This is a genomic window from Pseudomonas huaxiensis, assembly GCF_003231275.1.
Lineage (GTDB): Bacteria > Pseudomonadota > Gammaproteobacteria > Pseudomonadales > Pseudomonadaceae > Aquipseudomonas > Aquipseudomonas huaxiensis.
The window spans coordinates 53,918-71,015 of record NZ_QKVL01000014.1 but is presented as its reverse complement, the minus strand read 5'-3'; the positions used below and the strand labels follow the sequence as shown (position 1 = coordinate 71,015).

The 17,098-nt window shown below is 58.6% G+C and carries 32 protein-coding genes and 1 pseudogene; 28 read left to right on the top strand and 5 right to left on the bottom strand.

Going from position 1 to position 17,098, the window contains the following annotated elements:
- Positions 1–135: 135 nt before the first annotated feature.
- Complete coding sequence (locus DM374_RS16670; protein ID WP_110970845.1) at positions 136–336, top strand: hypothetical protein; 201 nt, start codon at positions 136–138, stop codon at positions 334–336.
- On the opposite strand, the gene DM374_RS33190 is transcribed toward DM374_RS16670, so the two are convergent.
- Genes DM374_RS33190 through DM374_RS16655 form a run of 4 tightly spaced genes read right to left on the bottom strand, consistent with a single transcriptional unit; the run spans position 326 to position 1,193 of the window.
- Entirely contained in the window at positions 326–493 is a 168-nt protein-coding gene (locus DM374_RS33190; protein ID WP_157969714.1) for a hypothetical protein, read from the bottom strand. The two genes, DM374_RS16670 and DM374_RS33190, sit on opposite strands and share 11 nt — an antisense overlap.
- A 34-nt stretch (positions 494–527) precedes the next feature.
- A complete protein-coding gene (locus DM374_RS33740; protein ID WP_110970844.1) occupies positions 528–707 on the bottom strand; it encodes a hypothetical protein in 180 nt (59 codons plus the stop codon).
- 18 nt (positions 708–725) lie between these two features.
- Entirely contained in the window at positions 726–929 is a 204-nt protein-coding gene (locus DM374_RS16660) for a hypothetical protein (RefSeq protein WP_110970843.1), read from the bottom strand.
- A gap of 30 nt (positions 930–959) precedes the next feature.
- Positions 960–1,193: a helix-turn-helix domain-containing protein gene (locus DM374_RS16655; protein ID WP_225422520.1), complete on the bottom strand. Its 234-nt coding sequence runs from the start codon at positions 1,191–1,193 to the stop codon at positions 960–962.
- A 67-nt stretch (positions 1,194–1,260) separates the two neighbouring features.
- On the opposite strand from DM374_RS16655, the gene DM374_RS16650 reads away from it, so the two are divergent.
- The 4 genes from DM374_RS16650 to DM374_RS16635 all read left to right on the top strand — a co-directional run bounded on the left by DM374_RS16650 (position 1,261) and on the right by DM374_RS16635 (position 3,555).
- Positions 1,261–1,974: a S24 family peptidase gene (locus DM374_RS16650; RefSeq protein WP_110970926.1), complete on the top strand. Its 714-nt coding sequence runs from the start codon at positions 1,261–1,263 to the stop codon at positions 1,972–1,974.
- A 159-nt stretch (positions 1,975–2,133) separates the two neighbouring features.
- Entirely contained in the window at positions 2,134–2,448 is a 315-nt protein-coding gene (locus DM374_RS16645; protein ID WP_110970842.1) for a hypothetical protein, read from the top strand.
- Between the two features lie 127 nt (positions 2,449–2,575).
- Positions 2,576–3,088, top strand: a complete 513-nt coding sequence (locus DM374_RS16640) for a hypothetical protein (protein WP_157969713.1) — start codon at positions 2,576–2,578, stop codon at positions 3,086–3,088.
- A 149-nt stretch (positions 3,089–3,237) separates the two neighbouring features.
- Positions 3,238–3,555, top strand: coding sequence for a hypothetical protein (locus DM374_RS16635; RefSeq protein ID WP_157969712.1), 318 nt, complete (start codon positions 3,238–3,240; stop codon positions 3,553–3,555).
- Between the two features lie 477 nt (positions 3,556–4,032).
- Here DM374_RS16635 and DM374_RS33185 read toward each other — a convergent pair whose 3' ends face one another.
- Complete coding sequence (locus tag DM374_RS33185) at positions 4,033–4,398, bottom strand: hypothetical protein (RefSeq protein WP_157969711.1); 366 nt, start codon at positions 4,396–4,398, stop codon at positions 4,033–4,035.
- Between the two features lie 277 nt (positions 4,399–4,675).
- Between DM374_RS33185 and DM374_RS16630 the strand changes: the two genes are divergently transcribed.
- From DM374_RS16630 to DM374_RS16525, 23 genes and pseudogenes are all read left to right on the top strand, one after another.
- Positions 4,676–4,948: a hypothetical protein gene (locus DM374_RS16630; protein WP_110970839.1), complete on the top strand. Its 273-nt coding sequence runs from the start codon at positions 4,676–4,678 to the stop codon at positions 4,946–4,948.
- A gap of 296 nt (positions 4,949–5,244) precedes the next feature.
- A complete protein-coding gene (locus tag DM374_RS16625) occupies positions 5,245–5,730 on the top strand; it encodes a DUF1566 domain-containing protein (protein WP_110970838.1) in 486 nt (161 codons plus the stop codon).
- A 305-nt stretch (positions 5,731–6,035) separates the two neighbouring features.
- Positions 6,036–6,446: a hypothetical protein gene (locus DM374_RS16620; RefSeq protein ID WP_110970837.1), complete on the top strand. Its 411-nt coding sequence runs from the start codon at positions 6,036–6,038 to the stop codon at positions 6,444–6,446.
- Positions 6,447–6,448: 2 nt separating this feature from the next.
- Positions 6,449–6,639 (top strand): annotated as a pseudogene (locus DM374_RS33490) (hypothetical protein).
- Entirely contained in the window at positions 6,636–7,220 is a 585-nt protein-coding gene (locus DM374_RS16610; protein WP_110970836.1) for a hypothetical protein, read from the top strand. The pseudogene DM374_RS33490 and the gene DM374_RS16610 overlap by 4 nt, the downstream one beginning before the upstream one ends.
- Positions 7,217–7,348 carry a hypothetical protein gene (locus DM374_RS34085; protein WP_263854284.1) on the top strand — a complete coding sequence of 44 codons (132 nt, stop codon included), beginning with the start codon at positions 7,217–7,219 and terminating at the stop codon, positions 7,346–7,348. Before DM374_RS16610 ends, DM374_RS34085 begins: the two co-directional genes overlap by 4 nt.
- Positions 7,345–7,800 carry a hypothetical protein gene (locus DM374_RS16605; RefSeq protein ID WP_157969710.1) on the top strand — a complete coding sequence of 152 codons (456 nt, stop codon included), beginning with the start codon at positions 7,345–7,347 and terminating at the stop codon, positions 7,798–7,800. Before DM374_RS34085 ends, DM374_RS16605 begins: the two co-directional genes overlap by 4 nt.
- Positions 7,801–7,957: 157 nt before the next feature.
- Positions 7,958–8,278, top strand: a complete 321-nt coding sequence (locus tag DM374_RS16600; RefSeq protein WP_110970834.1) for a hypothetical protein — start codon at positions 7,958–7,960, stop codon at positions 8,276–8,278.
- 180 nt (positions 8,279–8,458) lie between these two features.
- Positions 8,459–9,196 carry a hypothetical protein gene (locus tag DM374_RS16595; protein WP_110970833.1) on the top strand — a complete coding sequence of 246 codons (738 nt, stop codon included), beginning with the start codon at positions 8,459–8,461 and terminating at the stop codon, positions 9,194–9,196.
- Complete coding sequence (locus tag DM374_RS16590) at positions 9,193–9,756, top strand: siphovirus Gp157 family protein (protein ID WP_110970832.1); 564 nt, start codon at positions 9,193–9,195, stop codon at positions 9,754–9,756. The genes DM374_RS16595 and DM374_RS16590 overlap by 4 nt, the downstream gene beginning before the upstream one ends.
- A 7-nt stretch (positions 9,757–9,763) precedes the next feature.
- Positions 9,764–10,282: a hypothetical protein gene (locus DM374_RS16585; protein WP_110970831.1), complete on the top strand. Its 519-nt coding sequence runs from the start codon at positions 9,764–9,766 to the stop codon at positions 10,280–10,282.
- 72 nt (positions 10,283–10,354) lie between these two features.
- On the top strand, positions 10,355–10,720 hold the full coding sequence (locus DM374_RS16580; protein ID WP_110970830.1) for a DUF7740 domain-containing protein: 366 nt from the start codon (positions 10,355–10,357) through the stop codon (positions 10,718–10,720).
- Positions 10,695–11,027 (top strand): hypothetical protein, encoded by a 333-nt coding sequence (locus DM374_RS16575; protein ID WP_110970925.1) that lies wholly within the window; start codon positions 10,695–10,697, stop codon positions 11,025–11,027. The genes DM374_RS16580 and DM374_RS16575 overlap by 26 nt, the downstream gene beginning before the upstream one ends.
- Entirely contained in the window at positions 11,024–11,620 is a 597-nt protein-coding gene (locus DM374_RS16570; RefSeq protein WP_110970829.1) for a DUF1566 domain-containing protein, read from the top strand. The genes DM374_RS16575 and DM374_RS16570 overlap by 4 nt, the downstream gene beginning before the upstream one ends.
- A gap of 66 nt (positions 11,621–11,686) precedes the next feature.
- Entirely contained in the window at positions 11,687–12,304 is a 618-nt protein-coding gene (locus DM374_RS16565) for a DUF1566 domain-containing protein (protein ID WP_110970828.1), read from the top strand.
- Between the two features lie 54 nt (positions 12,305–12,358).
- A complete protein-coding gene (locus DM374_RS16560) occupies positions 12,359–12,715 on the top strand; it encodes a four helix bundle protein (protein WP_110970827.1) in 357 nt (118 codons plus the stop codon).
- A gap of 203 nt (positions 12,716–12,918) precedes the next feature.
- A complete protein-coding gene (locus DM374_RS16555) occupies positions 12,919–14,073 on the top strand; it encodes an RNA-directed DNA polymerase (protein WP_110970826.1) in 1,155 nt (384 codons plus the stop codon).
- A 71-nt stretch (positions 14,074–14,144) separates the two neighbouring features.
- On the top strand, positions 14,145–15,008 hold the full coding sequence (locus DM374_RS16550) for an adenine nucleotide alpha hydrolase family protein (protein WP_110970825.1): 864 nt from the start codon (positions 14,145–14,147) through the stop codon (positions 15,006–15,008).
- An 89-nt stretch (positions 15,009–15,097) separates the two neighbouring features.
- Complete coding sequence (locus tag DM374_RS16545) at positions 15,098–15,715, top strand: ASCH domain-containing protein (RefSeq protein ID WP_110970824.1); 618 nt, start codon at positions 15,098–15,100, stop codon at positions 15,713–15,715.
- On the top strand, positions 15,712–15,984 hold the full coding sequence (locus DM374_RS16540) for a hypothetical protein (protein ID WP_110970823.1): 273 nt from the start codon (positions 15,712–15,714) through the stop codon (positions 15,982–15,984). Before DM374_RS16545 ends, DM374_RS16540 begins: the two co-directional genes overlap by 4 nt.
- Positions 15,981–16,304, top strand: coding sequence for a hypothetical protein (locus tag DM374_RS16535; protein ID WP_110970822.1), 324 nt, complete (start codon positions 15,981–15,983; stop codon positions 16,302–16,304). Before DM374_RS16540 ends, DM374_RS16535 begins: the two co-directional genes overlap by 4 nt.
- 43 nt (positions 16,305–16,347) lie before the next feature.
- Positions 16,348–16,578, top strand: coding sequence for a hypothetical protein (locus DM374_RS16530; protein ID WP_110970821.1), 231 nt, complete (start codon positions 16,348–16,350; stop codon positions 16,576–16,578).
- A 56-nt stretch (positions 16,579–16,634) separates the two neighbouring features.
- Complete coding sequence (locus DM374_RS16525; RefSeq protein WP_110970820.1) at positions 16,635–17,072, top strand: hypothetical protein; 438 nt, start codon at positions 16,635–16,637, stop codon at positions 17,070–17,072.
- Positions 17,073–17,098 lie beyond the last annotated feature (26 nt).

The window sequence follows — 17,098 nt, the reverse complement described above, 5'->3', positions numbered from 1 at the left end:
TCTCTCGCTTACAGCGTTATCGAATCAGCCGACCTTGCCCGTCGGCTTTTTTTTGCCTGCAATCCAGGCTGTTCAACTGCCCGATGGATCCGTGGTAGCTTTTTGATTCCACTCAAAAGTCCAAGGAGACCGGACATGACTGAAGTTGTTGATCTGCAAAGAACTGCTGCTACCGCCGCCCTTCAGGTCGTCATTGAATTGATACGGGCCGGACAGATAAAAGCCGGAGTTCGCGGCTCCGAAGCCGAGGCTGCCATTTCGGCTCACAAGCAACTCACGGCGTACTTCGAAGAATCCAAAGGAACTTTCCCCGGGAACATTTCCGTCACTCGCTGAGGGACTCTTTGCTCAGCCTTTCGAAGGCAGCTCTGACGGCGGTGGCGCTTTCAATTGCTACCGCCGTCAATTGGTCCGGGCCCGTTTTTGGAAGTACCGCGACCAATACGGCTCTCAGCGTTTCGATTTCTGCTGCGGCTGGCTCTCGATTGCTCATGCCTTTCTCCTGCTCTTCTCAGGCCCTATTTGGGCTATCGACGGAACGGCAGAACCGCTCCCTTTGGCGCCCTTGGCGCCGTTCGTTTCTTCAACTCTTTCTGGATCAGCTCTGCTGCGAGCACGCCGGGATCAACCCCTCTTCGCTTCGCCACAGCCTTGAGCAACCCGTCGAACTCTTCGTCCAGTGGGACGGCAGTAATCCGTTCAGGCATAGAGCCTCCTCGGGCTCTTCAGGCCGCAGTACCTTGTTCGGTATCGTTGTCATGCAGTTCGGAAAGCATGCTGCGCAGGCTGGCCTCCAGCAGCTCACGAGCCAGTACGGCCTTTTGCGTGCGGTGGAACTTAGCCAGCGACCGAAGAAGGTCGTCGGTGTCTTGGTCCAGTCGGACTCGCGTGATCTGGTCGTGCAGATGACTGCGTTCCTGGTAGGCCATACGGGTAAAGCTCCTTGCGGTTGAAGTGGGTTAAGCGGCGGATTTCTTAAGTGCGTTGGCTGGATCGTCTTCGCGCCTGGCTATCAGCGCGCCGCTCGACTCCTTCTCCAGAACGCACTGCATCGGATAGGAGAACCCCCCAGTAGCGCGGCACTGAGAGACACGGCTCCTTGTGACGCCAAGTGCGTCAGCAATTGCCTTGCCCGAGCCGAACAGCTTCAGAGCATCGTCATAGGTCATTTTTTGGTCTCCGATTTCACGCATGAGAGTTTAGACCTTTAAACAATAAAAATGCAAACACCTAAACCTGTGAATGTTTAATATCCTAAATATGGAATTCAAAGACAGACTTCAGGCACGCATGAAGGCCTTAGGGCTTACTGCTGCCGACATCATCAAGCTAACTGGTGTCTCTAAGGGGACGGTGAGCTTCTGGGTGAACGGAAAGAACGGGGCCACCGGGAAAAACCTGCTTTCGCTGGCAAAGGCCCTGCGATGTGCTCCTGAGTGGCTCACTGACGGCAAGAATCCTCCTGACGCCACGGAAAGGCCAAAGGCCAACGCCACCATGCTTGGGCCGATATCAGTCTGGGACGACGATACGCCTCTCGACGATGACGAGGTCTATGTGCCATTTCTGAAAGAGGTCCAGCTTTCTGCTGGCTCTGGGCGAGCATCGGTGATTGAGGAATCCAGCAGCCGGAAGCTTCGGTTCGGGAAGTTAACGCTTCGCTCCCAAGGCGTTCAGTTCGACCAAGCCGTATGCGTGACAGTCCACGGGAATAGCATGGAGCCAGTCCTGCCGGATGGAAGTACCGTAGGTGTGGATAAGGCCTCGACCGCAGTCAAGGACGGAAAGATGTATGCGATCGACCACGGCGGCGAACTGCGGGTGAAGACTTTGTACCGGATTCCTGGAGGCGGCCTGCGCTTCCGCAGCTTCAACCAGGACGAGCATCCGGATGAGGAGTACACCGCCGAGGAGCTGGCAGAGAAGAACATCAGCGTACTGGGGAAGGTGTTCTGGTACTCCGTGCTGCTCTGACCACCACCCTGGTGAAGAAGCGTAGGAATGAGAAAGTGCATGGGACCAAAGCTGGCAGGACGCGAGATGCGGCTGAACTCCCGATAGTCTCATCTGAAACGGGCCGAGTGGCCAAAACAATCACCGGAATTGAAGCCGCTTAACGACGGAACGATCGGCATGGATTTTACCCAAAAAACAACCACTGAAGAACTCATCGCTTTTTTCACAGAAGTCTCCACTCAGGACAACTGCCCTAGCTGTGGGCATGAAGACTTCACCGTTTGCAGTTCCTCAGACTTGGGGGCCTGGACTTACGCTCAAGAGGTATTGCACAGCAATATTGTTACTCTTGAATACAAGGTCTACTGCGAGAAATGTGGGTACATCCGCTCTCATAGTGCAATGGTTGTTGATAGATGGGTAAAGCTTAGGCGCGAATCTCAGGCGTCCGCGGGCGGGGCGCGGGAGGTCAAGGGCGATAATGGGCTTTAGCATTCCCAATGGAGGCGACTCAAGGCGCGGGCTATTCACTCAGTCCTCTCACGCAAAATACAAGGCCATGAACGATGAGATACTGGGCGATGATGACAGGGCCGTGGAGAAGACGGATACTAATCCAATGAGCGAACTTACCCGAGAAGAGCTATTGGGGTCCATTTCCGCTATCGAAGAGAGGATGGAGAAGCGCGTCGAGCGGATGGAGGCAGACAGTGAGAAGCGCTCGGAGGATCTCCGGCGCGAATTGCGGCTGCGCGAAAGATCCGCACGAAGAGAGTCAATTGCGATGAAGGAGGCGCTGCAGGCTCACATCGAGTCAAATGATCGCGCCGTTGTATCGGCACTATCTGCACTTGAACGGACTGAAGCCGAATTCGGAAAGGTTAAGCAGGCGAACAAGGAGCAGCGCTACTGGATGGCGGGCATTGGGGTCGCTATCGTCCTTGGAATCATGGGGGCGAACGCCACAATTTTTGGCGGAGGCAAAGCATTCTTCGACGGAGGCAAGGAGTCCGTTCTGAACCAGCAGAAGGTGGACACCATTATCCAGCAGGCTCAGGAGCAGACTGAGGCCAATCGCCGTATTCTTGATGAGATACGAGCATCGCAAATGAATATGCGTAAAGAGCGTTAGCGCCTCCCATTTAAGCCAGCCCAGGCAGCTTTTTAGTATCCCGCTGATGCATCGCCTGCTGTAGCCCGCCTCCCCGCGGGCTTTTCTTTGCCTGGATGATGGCTAAGGACCGGGATGGTAAGATGTCGGTCTTTCACATGGAGGTCATCATGCGAGCCTTAATTGCTGCCACCATTTTCACTGCCTTCTCTGCAAATTCCTCGGCTACGGAGCAGATCGACTGCGAGGTCTATGACAAGATCGCCAAAGCCGCGATGGAGATAAGGCAAAAAGGCGTGGCGATGGCTGACGCAATCAAGCCTATGAGCAAGAAAAAAACAGATCCCCAAGAGGAGGCGGTAAGGCTGGCCATGCTTACCGTGTTCAAGGATGCCTACCGATCGCCTCGCTTCGATACCCCCAAGTATCAGCAGGATGCAGTGAGCGACTTCCGAAGCAAAATCTACTCTACCTGCCTGGACATCTAGCCCCCCATTTGAACCCGAAGCCCGCCTAGCGCGGGCTTTTTTGTGGGCGCGCGGGAGAGTCACGACCAAAAAGTTTAAATACTTAAACAAAGCACTTGACGAGACAGGTTTAACTTTCTAAATTTACATCCATCGAGGCGCTACACAGCCCCTCGGGAGGCCCTCAAGCCTCACCGCTCTTTAAAAACCAGATGAACGCCGAGCTGGCCGATGCATAGCCAGCGGACGTACCGCGCAACGGTACGCAGCGATTCGACCTTATGTCGGCGCTGGGCATAGGAGACCTCATTCGGAGGGCGTAGCTGGATAGGCTGCGTGGTGATGAGTAAGCGTTTGGCCTTGGGACCTTGATCCCGTGTCTCGCTGAAAGCTACTGACGGGAAAGCGACCGTTGGCCTGTGCAAGAGAAGAACGAAATTTCACTGATGCAGCTTGGCGACAGGCTGCATTGGGAAATTAGGTGGCGAGGATAGGTTGCTAACGCTTACCGAGACCTGGAGCCCCACCGGGGACAACAGTGATAGAGGAAAACTCAGTAGACGATCTGCTGCGAATACCCAAGTCAATTGCTTCTGATAATTGTTGGCAGTGCTTGCACTGAACCGGCAAAAAATAGAGCTCGGTGTCTGGGTTCGTCGGTTTTCCGCAATCTTTGCATGACGCAATTTCCGCCAGCCTTTGAGTTGTTTTGACTGGCTCAGGTTTTCTCCGCGCAGCTTTGCGCCGTGCCGCTCGCTCAGATTTTCGCTGGGATTTCTCAGCCCTAGCCGCTTCCTGCTTTTCGGTCACATCCAACTGAGCAAATGCTTTTTTCAACTCATATGCAAGCAGATCGATATCCATCGAGCCCCTCCTTTGGAGCCCAGATAGTAGCACTAGTCCACGCCCACTTTGGGACTGGTGAACAGACCGCATCGCCTCTACCAGCGACCGGCGTCAGACAGCCCCGAAAGGCTGCCCACGACAGGGAGAACCTTGTACGGCTGACGAAGGCGAAATGCCTGAACCGAGCGAATGACCTGGTATGCGATGCGCCTCGCTGAGCCCGGCGGTAAATGGGCGATTTCACTGGCTGGCCTTGGCGACAGGGCCAGACGGGAAATCAACCGGAGACAGCAGCATGCAGATCAATCAGCAGAAAACAGTGCAGGTCGACGTGACGGAGCTGCACCTACACATCAAGGTCCGCGACGGTTTCGCCGCCGGCCTGCAGGACGCCCAAGGCGAAGAAGTCGGTAGCTACGAAGGCTACGTGCCTGGCTTCTTCCCTGGCGACCACTACGGCGATTACCTGATCCTGAACATCGACCTCGAGACAGGCCAGATCAAGAACTGGAAGAAACCGGTCGCCGCCGACATCGAGAAGATGCTGGCCCAAGCCGGGGACGACTGAACAACCAGCGCCACGTCAGCCTGACGTTAACTGCCCGATGCCCTGCTCCCCATCGCAGGCTGCATCGGAGTGTGATCTGTGGCTATGGCGCAGTGTTAACCCCAAAACGGTCGTTCGCGACGGCGTGAAGGGTTGCGTAGGCGCGACAAGGCATAAGCGGTGTGCACGCCGCTGACGTAGTAGTCGCGTTCGAGGCTTAGCGCGCCAGCCGTGGAGGCTGGAGGTCGCCCAATGTGGGCTAGCCGGCAGATCACGCCCCGATGCATCCCGCCCCACCCCGACACAGGAACAACTCAATGAACGCACAACAGCAGCTCACTCCGCCTGCCATTGGCCAGATCTGGCCCGGCCAGGGCGGGATCTACCAAGGCATTCGCCAGTACCCTGAAGGTCTCTGCTACCTCATCGCAGCCGAAAATGACCTGCCGGGCCGTTACGCATTCGGCAACTACGGTGTATCGACTGAAGCTACCAGCCGCACTGATGGCCGGGCCAACACCGAAATTCTCCTGGTGCGCGAAGGAAAGCACCCCGCCGCCATCGCCGCCGCCGCGCACGAGGCTGACGGTCACAAGGATTTCTCGCTGCCGTCCATTGGCGAACTGAACCAAGGCTGGCAGTACGCGCCGGATTCGTACGCCACGGACGAGTGGTATGTGTCGAGTTCGCAGCGCTCCGCCTACTACGCATTCACCATGGTCTTCGGTGGTGGCCTTCAGGACGTCGGCGTCAAGAACTACGAGCTCCGCGTCCGCCCCGTCCGCAGATTGCCCATTCAGTAATTCATTCATTCGCTTTTTCCCGCAGGCGATTCCGGGACTCAAGACGAGCCAGTCCAGAAGCATCCCCGGCAGCTCGGGGCGCCTGCGCCCTTCTACCCACCACCTGGAGGCGACCATGGGCGAGCAGTGCATTGCGCACATCTGCACGATTTGTGGCAGCGCCTGGAAAACCCGGGATCGCGCCAAGAAGCACGTCAATCGGGATCACGGCGGACAGGTATCGCACAGGCGCGGCCCTGGTCAGCATGTGAAATACCTCTGGCTTGACCTCGCAAAATATCTTCCGCCATCAATCGGAGGCGACCATGAACGCAGCCATTCAACTGCACCGTAACCAGTTCGACTACGACAACCGCGAGCCGGTGCCGCTGGAGGACTGCGAAGCTGAACGGATCTGGATCGAGAACGCAACGATTGACCTGCTGCGCGGGGCTGACGTGAGATTTCAGCGCGCCGGCCGGCAAGTTCATGGCGTGACCTATGAACAGTTCGCCACAGCCGTAGACGAGCGCCTTAGTGCGCTGCTGATCGAAACGGTGGAAAGCGGATCCGCAAACGGTCGCATGTACCTGGCCGCACGACGAGGCGCGATTAACGAGTGCAAATCCATCGTCGCCGAGGTCCTGAGCAGCGACCAGGTGCTGCGCGATATCGCCGCAGAGCTGCTGGCCCCGCTGGCGGGTGATGGCGTCATCGCAGACGCCGAGGATGATTAGCCATGAGTCCTCACATTCTGCTCGACCAAGAGCTTGAAGCGCTCGCTGACCCGGCCACACCAATCAGTTGGCAGGTGATGATCCAGAAGCACCTGACCGAAATGATGGCGACCAGCGAATCACCATCGAAGAGTTCGAACACTACTGCGGACGCCTCAACAAGATCGTTGACGGGCGCAAGGAGGTCGCGTGATCAAGATCGACTGGCGCATGGCGCCTGATTGGGCCGAGGGTCACGGTCTGATCGCCTTCCAAGGCATCACCGAGGTATGGATCAACACCGAGCAATATGCCGTGGTTGGCCGTGAAGGCGGACCTTACCCGTGGGGTGGAGGCACCAGCGATACCCGGCACAACCATAAGCGCGGCACCGTCGAGTACATCACGCCGCGCCCTGATCGCTGGGATGGCGAAGGCATGCCACCGATTGGATCGGTGTGCGAGTTTCAGGGAGATTGCGCCGCTTGCAGTTCTGACCCTTGGCACCGAGATCTTCAAGATGGCGTCCAGTGCACTGTCATTGCCCATTTCAAGTCCAAGTCACTCGAAATTGTTGCCTTCACCTTCGAGAGCGCTGACGGAAATACCCAGGTTGAACAATCACTTCCTGGCGCACTGAGGCCAGCTCGAACGCCAGAACAGATTGCGGCGGAAGAGCGTGAACAGGAAGTAAATCGCATGGTTGCAGCGGTGCAAATGCTTGATAAGGGCTGGGCTCGGAAGGTTTGTTATTCGCTGTATGACGCCAACTACCGTAAGCAGGAGGCGCCATGACCGTCATCGCCCGAACAATCCCCGACCTGGTCAAAGCCCTGCATCGTCAGGGCTTTTTTCTGGTCTCCGATCTTCCACCGATCCGCCCGCAACTCCGGCGCGGAATGATCGTTGTGAGGCTGCCATGAAGCTTGAACGATCAATGCTCATCACTCTGGCCGCTCACGAATCAGTCTTGCAGCGGATCAAGTCATTGACGGCCGAGATCGGACTTCACCTTGGTCAATGCGAAAACCGCTTCGACTTGATTGGTCCGAAGCCTGCTAATCCATACCCTGAACTTGGCGATCTGCCTTGGCCGAATGGAAGCGAAGAGCACTGGAAGATCCTTTACGACGAGAAAGATCGTCGCAAGACGCATATGTGGGACGCCTTCCGAGAGTGGTCGCAAGACGAAGACCGCAGTCTGAATGACGAGGAAGTCTCGGATTACCTGCTCAACCAGGCATGCGTTCACTGCGCCCGAGCCTGGTACTTCGTCAGGGAGCGCAAGAAAGCACGCCGAGACCTCGGAAACTTCAGGCGCTCTCTGCGTGCATTGGGCAAGTCTGCAATCAAATCCCTTGAGCCTAAGCGATGACCAGCTACCAGCGAGCCCGCCGCCTGTACATCTGGCGCGGATCCTTCTCGATGCTCTTCGCCTGCACCTTCTTCATGCTCGCCAGCTCTCTGGCCGGCTCCATCACTCAGTAACTACCACATCAGCGCCCGCCGCATGGATGGCGCGGGAGATTCGCATGTCCGCACAAAAGCACACGCCGGGCCCATGGGTGGCCCGACCAGTTCCAAATGTCGGCCTTCGCGGCCATACCGGCTACGCCATCGACTTCAACGAAGATCAGGAGCAGGTAGTCGACTTCGTCTACGAAGAGGCTGACGCCAAGCTGATCTCTCAGGCGCCAAACCTCTTGGCCGACCTGATCGAGGCCGCCGCCACCCTGCGCCGCTACGAAGCCTTGCACCGAGCCAAGGAGACCGACGACAGCCTGAAGAAGGCTGAGGTCAACGCCGAGTTGGCATCCCGCTTCGAGCGCACCATCGCCGCAGCCACTTCCTGAATCACACGCACCCGAGCACGGCGGGCCTTCGGGATAACCGTACCCCTTCGGGAGCGTAAGCCGGCAAGAGCGCGCAACCATCACCGGCAGCCAGGGCGTGGGTCAAATCTCATGCCTGCGTGACCTGGCATTCCCTATTCCAACTGACGGCGCCGCCCAGAGCTGCGCATGGAGCTATCAATGTCCGACAACATGCGCATATGGGACCAGGTCGATACGACCGACCCGAGCGCCACCAAAAACTTCACAGGCATGGGCGGTTTCAAGGGAACCGCGATCAAGCCAACCTACCTGATGCGCAAAGCGACCGAAGTCTTCGGGCCTTGCGGTGAGGGCTGGGGCTGGACTGTTCTTGAGGATCGTTTTGATGACGGCGCGCCGCTCCAGGCGCCGACCAAGGAATGGCCAGAGGCCCCGCTGATAACCGCCAAGCTGCACACGCTCAAGATTCAGCTTTGGTACTTGGGCAAAGACGGCCAGAAATGCACCGTCGAGCACTACGGCCATACGCCGTTTGTGCTTCTACAGCAGGGCAAGATCATCACGGACTGGGAGGCTGCGAAGAAGTCTCTCACTGATGCCATCGGCAAGTGCCTCCAGCCTCTGGGCTTCTCGGCTGACATCCACATGGGCATGTTCGACGACGCTTCGTATGTCGATGCAGTGCGTGATGAAGTGGCGATCAGCAAGGCTGATGATCGGCTCGCGGAAGAGGAGCGCCAGAAGCAGGAACGACTGGACTTCATCAAAACGACCATCGAGACGATGAAGGGCGCACAAAGCCTGTACGAGCTCAAGAAGATTCATGACGCCGCAGTCCGCAGGCTTGGTGCTCGCAATGACTCGGCCGGTGTTCAGCGTGTTGCCAAAGAGCTTGCCGCTCTATCTCCACAACTCACCCAGGAGACAGTCGCATGAGTAGCCTCTACACGCTTACCAAGCAGATGACGGAGTTGGCCGCTATGGCCGATACCGACGACGAAGGTCTCGGGCGGGCAATCCAAGACACCATGGATGGCATCGCGGGAGAGTTCGGCGAGAAGGCCGACAACATTGTCATGCTGCGCCGGAATATCGACGGCGAGGTCCTTGCCATTGATGCAGAGATCGAGCGATTAACTGAGCTCAAGCGAGTCAAGAAGAACGCCGTCACGCAGATTAGTGATTATCTACGCCGCAATATGGAGGCAGCCAAACTCACGTCGATCAAGCGGCCACTGTTTACTATCACCCTGGCCGCAGCGCCAGAGAAGGTGATCGTAGACAAATTGGAAGATGTTCCGCTCGAACTGGTCCGAGTGGCTGTAACCCAGGATCCAGACAAAAAAGCGATAGCCGCCAAGCTCAAGGCTGACCGAGAGCACAACGACGCCGTCCGCAAGCGCATTTCCGCTGGTGAAGACTGCGAACACGAACTGATCCCCGAGCCGGCCTGGGCGCATCTGGAGCGCGGCGAGAGTTCGATCCGAATAAAGTGAGGCCGACATGAATCCATCAATCGACCTGGAGGCCGCACAAGCGGCCTTCCTTGCATCTGGAGGCAGCATCATCGTGCTGGACGGCTTCGAGTACGTTCCGCCGCGCCCGCACCGCGATATCGAAAAGGTGCGCGCTGTGCAGCCAAAGCCGATTAGCCAGAAGGCGCAGAAGCGCGAGGAGCAGTTGGCCGAGTTGCGCAAGATCGCCAAGACCATGACCTATGCCGAGGCCGTAGCGCATACAGGTCTATCCCAGACCACTCTGTACCGGGCGGCCATGGAAGGATGTTTCTGCTTTCGCAAAGACCCGAAGCGTGGTCACGGCGAAAAGAATAGAACCTATACGGACCCAGCAGCAGACAAGGCTCTGGCCGGACAGATCGCCAGCCTCCGCGATGCAGGGCTAAGTCGCTCCCAAGCAAAGACCAAGCTGAGCATTTCAGACAGAAAGTTCTGCCGGGTCATCCACCTGTTCGGCATCGACTACCCGAAGGCTGAGGGCAAGCGATGCGACGGTCCAGTTTGAACTTCAGGGTCCGCCAGCGCCGGCGGCAAGAACAGTTCCATCTGCCTCCCAGCGGCCTCACGGAGCGCCCTCATGCAAAAAGCACCTTCCGGAGTGGTAACCCTCCCGGCCTGGATGAATCGGCCGGTGAAGAAGCTGTACAACACCCGCAGCGGCGGCCAGTACCGGCCTGATGATGTGGCTCTGGCCTTTGCGCTGAGCCTGCGCGAACACGACAGTGCCGACGAGCTGCGCAAGCTGGCGCGGCGCCTGGTCGACAAGGTCTGCCTCGAGCACCAGCCTAACATGAAGCGCCTGGCCCGCGAGCCGGACGACGCCAAGGTGTTCGACGCCGCGCTCAAGATCATCAACCGGGTGTGCGACCTGCTCAACATCGGGACGGGCACCACCTTCATGCGCAATGGGGGCGATGATGGCTCTGACGCAGCAGCAGCGTGATGAGAAACGCCGCATCAAAGCAGCCAGGCTGCAGGAAGAAGACCTTCGCTTGAAGGTTCGCCCAGGGACTAAGCAGGCCCTCACGGACCTGATGGCATGGGCAGGCCTCGAAGAAAATGGCGAGGCCATGACACTGATGATCCATCGGCTTCATGAGCTTGGCCGAGAAGCTGCCATCCACTTCCTTACACCGCCGCGCCACAAAATCACTATCTCTCCAATCGTGGCGCGAAAGCTCGAAAACTTCCGCCAGCGCGAGACGCTGCGCATCACACAAGACGATCACCTCAGCGAGGAATCAGCATGAAGCCTGAAATGGTAACCATGAAGCATGGTGAGACCACCATCAAAATGCCGGCGTCTTCGCTTGCCCAGATCGCACTGGCTAGCGTCTTCGCCCAAGTACTGCCGCCGGCAGCAAATGCGCCACAACCCGTAACTCCAGTCGGAATTCCAGAGATCGGCCAGCCATGGCCAGGCCAAGGCGGCATCAACGGCGGATTCGTCCCGGCCATCGGCGATGTCCCGGCGCACTACCTCATCTTCGCTCACGAGGACGTCGGCGAGCACGAATGGGGCGGCCGGAACAAAGAGTCGAAGGCAACCAGCCGGCACGACGGCAAGGTTAACACCGATATCTTGATCGCCGAGGGCGGGCACCCTGCTGCCGAAGCAGCTCGGGCGCACCAGGCTGACGGACATGCCGACTTCGATCTGCCAGCGGCATCCCAGCTTTATCAGGCCTGGGTGCATGGGCTGATCGCAGAAGGCGCGTACTGGAGCAGCTCGCAGCGCTCCGCCAGCCTCGCATTCTTCATGGACTTCGATGATGGCTGTCAGGACTACGGCGTCAAGGGCGGCGAGCTCCGCGTCCGCCCCGTCCGCAGATTCTTTATTTAATCCTTCATTCATTCGACCAGGGGCGCATCAGCGCCTTTTTTGTTGCCTGCACAAAAGGAGCAGCACATGAGCGCAGTTGAAAAAGCAGCACCCGAAGTAATCTTGGTGATCGGCCAGCCCTACGGCGGCGGGTTCTTCTCCAGCATCACTGTCGACCCCGAAACCGGCAATCGTTTCCGGAACATCACCGCCGGCGCCGAGCATGAACTTGTCGGCGCCTGGGGCAAATACGGCGTGAAGATCGAAGGCGCTGACAGCTTCGTCAATGGGCGAGCCAATACCGAGGCAATGGCGGCGGCCGGCAGTGAACTGGCGCAGAAGGTTCTGGCTTTGACCATCGGTGGCCACAACGACTGGGCTATCCCGGCGCGCGATCAGCAGGAGCCGCAATACCGCCACTTCAAGCCGACAACTGAGGCGAACTGGCAGTACGCCCGCAGCGGTGACAACCCGAACAGCGAGCCGGTAGGCCTGCTGTACAGCGAGGAAGATCCGGTGCAGACCGCTCACGAAGCATTCCGCGAAGGCGGGCCAGAGGCATTCCGCGATGCGGCGTACTGGTCGAGTTCGCAGCGCTCCGCCGACGGCGCGTTCTACATGCTCTTCGTTGGTGGCATTCAGTACGACCTCGGCAAGGGCCTCGAGCTCCGCGTCCGCCCCGTCCGCAGCGAGCTTATTCAGTAATTCATTTATTTAACCGGCCGCTTGCGGCCGGCAGCCCAGGGAGGGGCGCACACAATGGCAATGCACACCGATCTTTCGATCTACAAGGCCGCAAGTGGCCTGTTGCAGATGGCGACGAACATCACCAAGAACATCCCTCGGGAGCTCAAGCAATCGCTTGGCCGGCGGGTGATTGATGAGTGCGTCGACGTGCTGATCCTCATTGCCAGGGCAAACGCCACCCAGGACAAAAGACCTCACCTGACGGTGCTGGTCGAGAAAGTCCAGGTGATCGAACTGCTCATGCGCCTCTTCAAGGACAACCGCTTCATCAGCGTCGCCCAGCATGCCGGAACAATGGAGGTCACCACCTCGATCGGCAAGCAGGCTAACGCCTGGAAACGCTTCACCCCAACCGCGCCCGCTGCCTGAAGGTTACGGCTTTCTGGCCTGTGCGAATTGAATCTGGTCGTGCCGCTGATCTGAGATCACCGCCATGCGCACCCATGGATACCGCCGGTCTAAAGCGTCCGTGTAGGTCCAGCGCAGTTTCCCTGATGAGCAATCGCCAGGGCGACGTAGATAGCACGACAGGTCGCAGCGCTCCGCCAACAACGCATTCAACATGAACTTCGATGATGGCAATCAGAACAACAACGACAAGAACAACGAGCTCCGCGTCCGCCCCGTCCGCAGATTCGACCCCCTACCCGTTCAGCGAACTGGTCCAGGCTTACTACGATTGCCGGCGCTCGAAGCGCAACAGCAACAGTGCGCTGGCTTTCGAAATGGGCCTGGAGCGGAACCTGACGGATCTTCACCGCGACCTGGTCATCGGCCGATACCGGCCAGGCCGATCAATCTGTTTCGTGGTAACCCGGCCCAAGGCCAGAGAGGTATGGGCCGCCGACTTCCGCGACCGGATCGTTCATCACCTTCTCTACAACCGCATCGGTCCACAGATCGAAAGCAGCTTCATAGCGGACTCCTGCGCCTGTATCACCGGTCGCGGCACGCTGTACGCAGGCCAGCGGCTTGAATCGAAGATCCGTAGCCAGACGCACAACTGGACGCGGCCGGGCTTCTACCTGAAATGCGACCTCGCGAACTTCTTCGTGTCGATCGACAAGCGGGTCCTTGCCGGGCAGCTTGAGCGGCGAATCGCTGATCCGTGGTTTCGCACACTGGCGCTGCAGGTGCTCTGGCATGACCCGCGAGACGCCTACGAGATCCGCAGCCCTCGGCACCTGTTCAACCGGGTGCCGCAGCACAAGCGACTCACCGCGCAGCCAGCCCACCTCGGCCTACCCATCGGAAACCTGTCCTCGCAGTTCTTCGCGAACGTCTACCTCGACGCCCTGGACCAGTTCTGCAAGCACGCGCTGAAGGTTCGGCACTACATCCGCTACGTAGACGACTTCGTGTTGCTGCATGAGTCGCCGCAGCAGCTCAACGAATGGTTGTGGCGGATCGAGCAATTCTTGCCCGGGCTGGGCACCAAACTCAACCCGACGAAGACGATCCTTCAGCCAATCGACCGCGGCGTGGACTTCGTCGGGCATGTGATCAAGCCATGGCGGCGCACCACTCGCAAGAAGTCTGTGGCTCAGGCGCTCAAGCGAACGGCGGCGGTGCCGGCGGAAAAATTGCGCGAGACGGCAAACAGCTACTTCGGCTTGCTCGGTCAGGCCAGTCACAGCCAGCGGGATCGTGCAGCGCTGGCCAACCTCGTTCTTCGCCGCGGGCATGTCGTCAGCGGCGATCTCACCAAGACCTATCCTAAGCGCTGACCGCCAGCGCCTTCCCCTATTCAACGATAACGCCTCCCCGGCGAGGGCGGCGCCTGCAATGGAGATTGCCCATGAACCCCTACCAGATCACTGGACCGGCGCAGATCGGCGTCAGTGGTGGCCGCACCAGCGGGCACATGCTCTGGAAAATACTGGAGGCCCACGGCGGCAAGCTACCAGCAGACGTGCACGCCTTCTTCCAGAACACCGGCAAGGAACGGGAGGAGACGCTGGTATTCATCGACGCCATGGCCAAGCACTGGGGCGTCAATATCGTCTGGATGGAGTGGTGCCGGGTGTACGGCCAGCCGGACGATGCGCCTTGGTACAAGATCGTCGACTTCGAGACCGCAAGCCGAAACGGCGAGCCCTTCACCATGATGCTCGACTACTACGCCGAGTATCGGAAGCAGGAAAAGGGATTGGGTCCAGTGCTGCCGAACTTCTCAAACAACATGTGCACCGCCTACCTGAAAATCAAAATTGGCGAGAAGCACATGCGCTCACTGGGCTATGACGAATGGGATTGCGTAGTAGGTATTCGCAAAGACGAGCCGGGGCGATATCACCGCATGATGGCGGCCAATGCCAAGGGCGGAACCCGCTGGGACAATGTCTGCCCCTCCTACACCGCAGGCATCACCAAGGAGGATGTTGCCGCCTTCTGGCAGGAGCAGGACTTCGACCTGGGTATGGACTCTGACCTAGGAAACTGTGACCTGTGCTGGAAAAAGGGAGAGGACAAGATATTCAAGGCCATCCAGGCTGAACCTGAGCGCGTGCTGTTCTGGTCCGGGGCTGAGGAAAAATTCAACCAGGTGTTCCGCATGGATCGCCCGAAATACTCCCACCTTGCGTGGTACGCCGAGAACTACAAAGGCCAGATGGATGTGTTTGGCCACTCAGAAGACATTGACTGTTTCTGCGGCGACTGAATTCCGCAAAGAGCACATTTGTACTCCATCCCGCCTTAACACCTCTCCCCTCTATTCAACTGCCGCGATATGGCGGCCAAGGCGAAGCTATGTCTCAAACAAAGGAACGCCCGATCCTGTTCAGTGGACCGATGGTCCGCGCCATTCTGGATGGTGATAAGGCCGTCACCCGGCGAGCGGTGAAGATGACTGACCTGCTCCAAGTTTGCCTGGAGCCGCAAGAAGGTGAGCTGAAGCTGAAAGCCGCGAACAAACTTTGCCCGCTGGGCCGACCCGGCGACCGCCTGTGGGTGCGCGAGACATGGTACTGCGATCACTTCGAAGTCCTGCGCGGGCCATACCTGAAACCAGCCGATCTCGATATTGCGGAAGCCCGCGAGGACGGAACCCTTGTCTATGCCGCTGACGGCCTGACTCCGTACGAGCAAGAGCAGCCGGTGTGGAAGCCGAGCATCCACATGCCACGCTGGGCCTGCCGAATCCTGTTGGAGATCACCGACGTCCGTGTCGAGCGGCTGCAGGACATCAGCGAGCAGCAAGCGCTGGCCGAGGGCGTGATGAGCGCGGAGCGAGACATTGACCCAGATGGCAACGGCTACTCCCCTGTGGAGCTGTTCGGAGGGCTCTGGGTGAAGCTCAACGGCATGGATTCATGGAGCGCCAACCCATGGGTCTGGGTAGTCGAGTTCAAGAGGATCCAGCCATGAGCTATCAAAACCAAGCACGCGCCTGGCGAGTCATGTCGTTCATCTGGTGCGTTGGCTTTCTCGCGATGCTTGCGTTGGGCATGGCGGCGCTTAGCGACCGAGATGAAGCACGCCGCATTCGCGCCAGCATGGGTGTCACGCAATTGAATTGCACCCCGGTCGCGCAGGCCGGTAGCGAGCGCCAGCTCTCCCCGCACGAACAAGAAAACAACGGACCAACACCAGCCCAAGCGCCAGCGCGCTGGAATGAAGAGAGGTATTCGCTGTGAGCAAGAAGAAAACCCACTTCGCCATCGTCTCCAGTGTCGAGCTGGAGGGGTTGCGTCGGGACCGTGAACGATTGAACGCTCTTGAATCGTGCTGTTGGGATGTCCGCTTCGAGAGTCACTCCAACGGCATGGACGGCGACTACAGCATCGGAATCGAGATCGTCGGACACTATGAGGGCAAGCCATACCAGCGGGTTCTCGGTGAGAATTACAACGAGAACCTGCGCGCAGCCATCGACCAGGCGCTGACTGCCGAAGCGTATCCGCCAGAGCGCCCCGAGTACGACTTGTACGGTAAGCCTGAACGGAGGTCAGCATGATCGCCCTCGCCTACATGGCCTACCACGTATGGAGGTGGCCGCGATGAGCAAGCCTCGCGCAAGGACCACCGCCGGCGCCAAGGTCACCATCACAATCGAGCTATCCAACCTCGGAAGCTGGGGCCCCGACTGCACCATCGACCAGGTTTACCGACAAGCCCGCGAGGCTGCGATTGGTCGTCTCAATAAGGTGTTCAAGGATCATGTCGCCAGCACACGAATCCTCGGCCCAGTGATCGTCGAAGCCATCACGACCGACGTCGAAAAGCGCTGACCCCTCCCCCTACAACTCAACCCCGCCGACATGCGCGGGCATGGAGAGCTATTGTCATGACGAAACACACGCCTGAACCTTGGTCTGTCGACCCAAATGACCAACGTGAGATCAGCCCGGCCGATGATATGCGGTTCGGTATTGCCTCGGCCTGTAATGTCGACCCGAGGGAAACGCCTGGAAAATGGTTCTTCGGCCCAAGGTCGCAAGCCAACGCCCGTCGCATCGTGGCATGCGTTAACGCATGTGCAGGCATCGACACTGGCGGCTTGGAGCAGATGCCGAAGACCAGCGAGCCAATCGTCACCAGAATTCAACGGTTGACGATTCAGCGCGGAGAGTTGCTGGCAGATCTGATCGACGCCGCTGCCCAGTTGCGAGCTTACGAAATACTGCACCGTGCCAAAGGCACCGCCGATAGCCTGGCGAAGGCCGAGGTCAATGCCGGCCTGGCCGCGCGCTTCGAGCAAACCATCGCAAAGGCCACGGCCTGACCCAGCCTGCCGCCACCGGCGGCGTG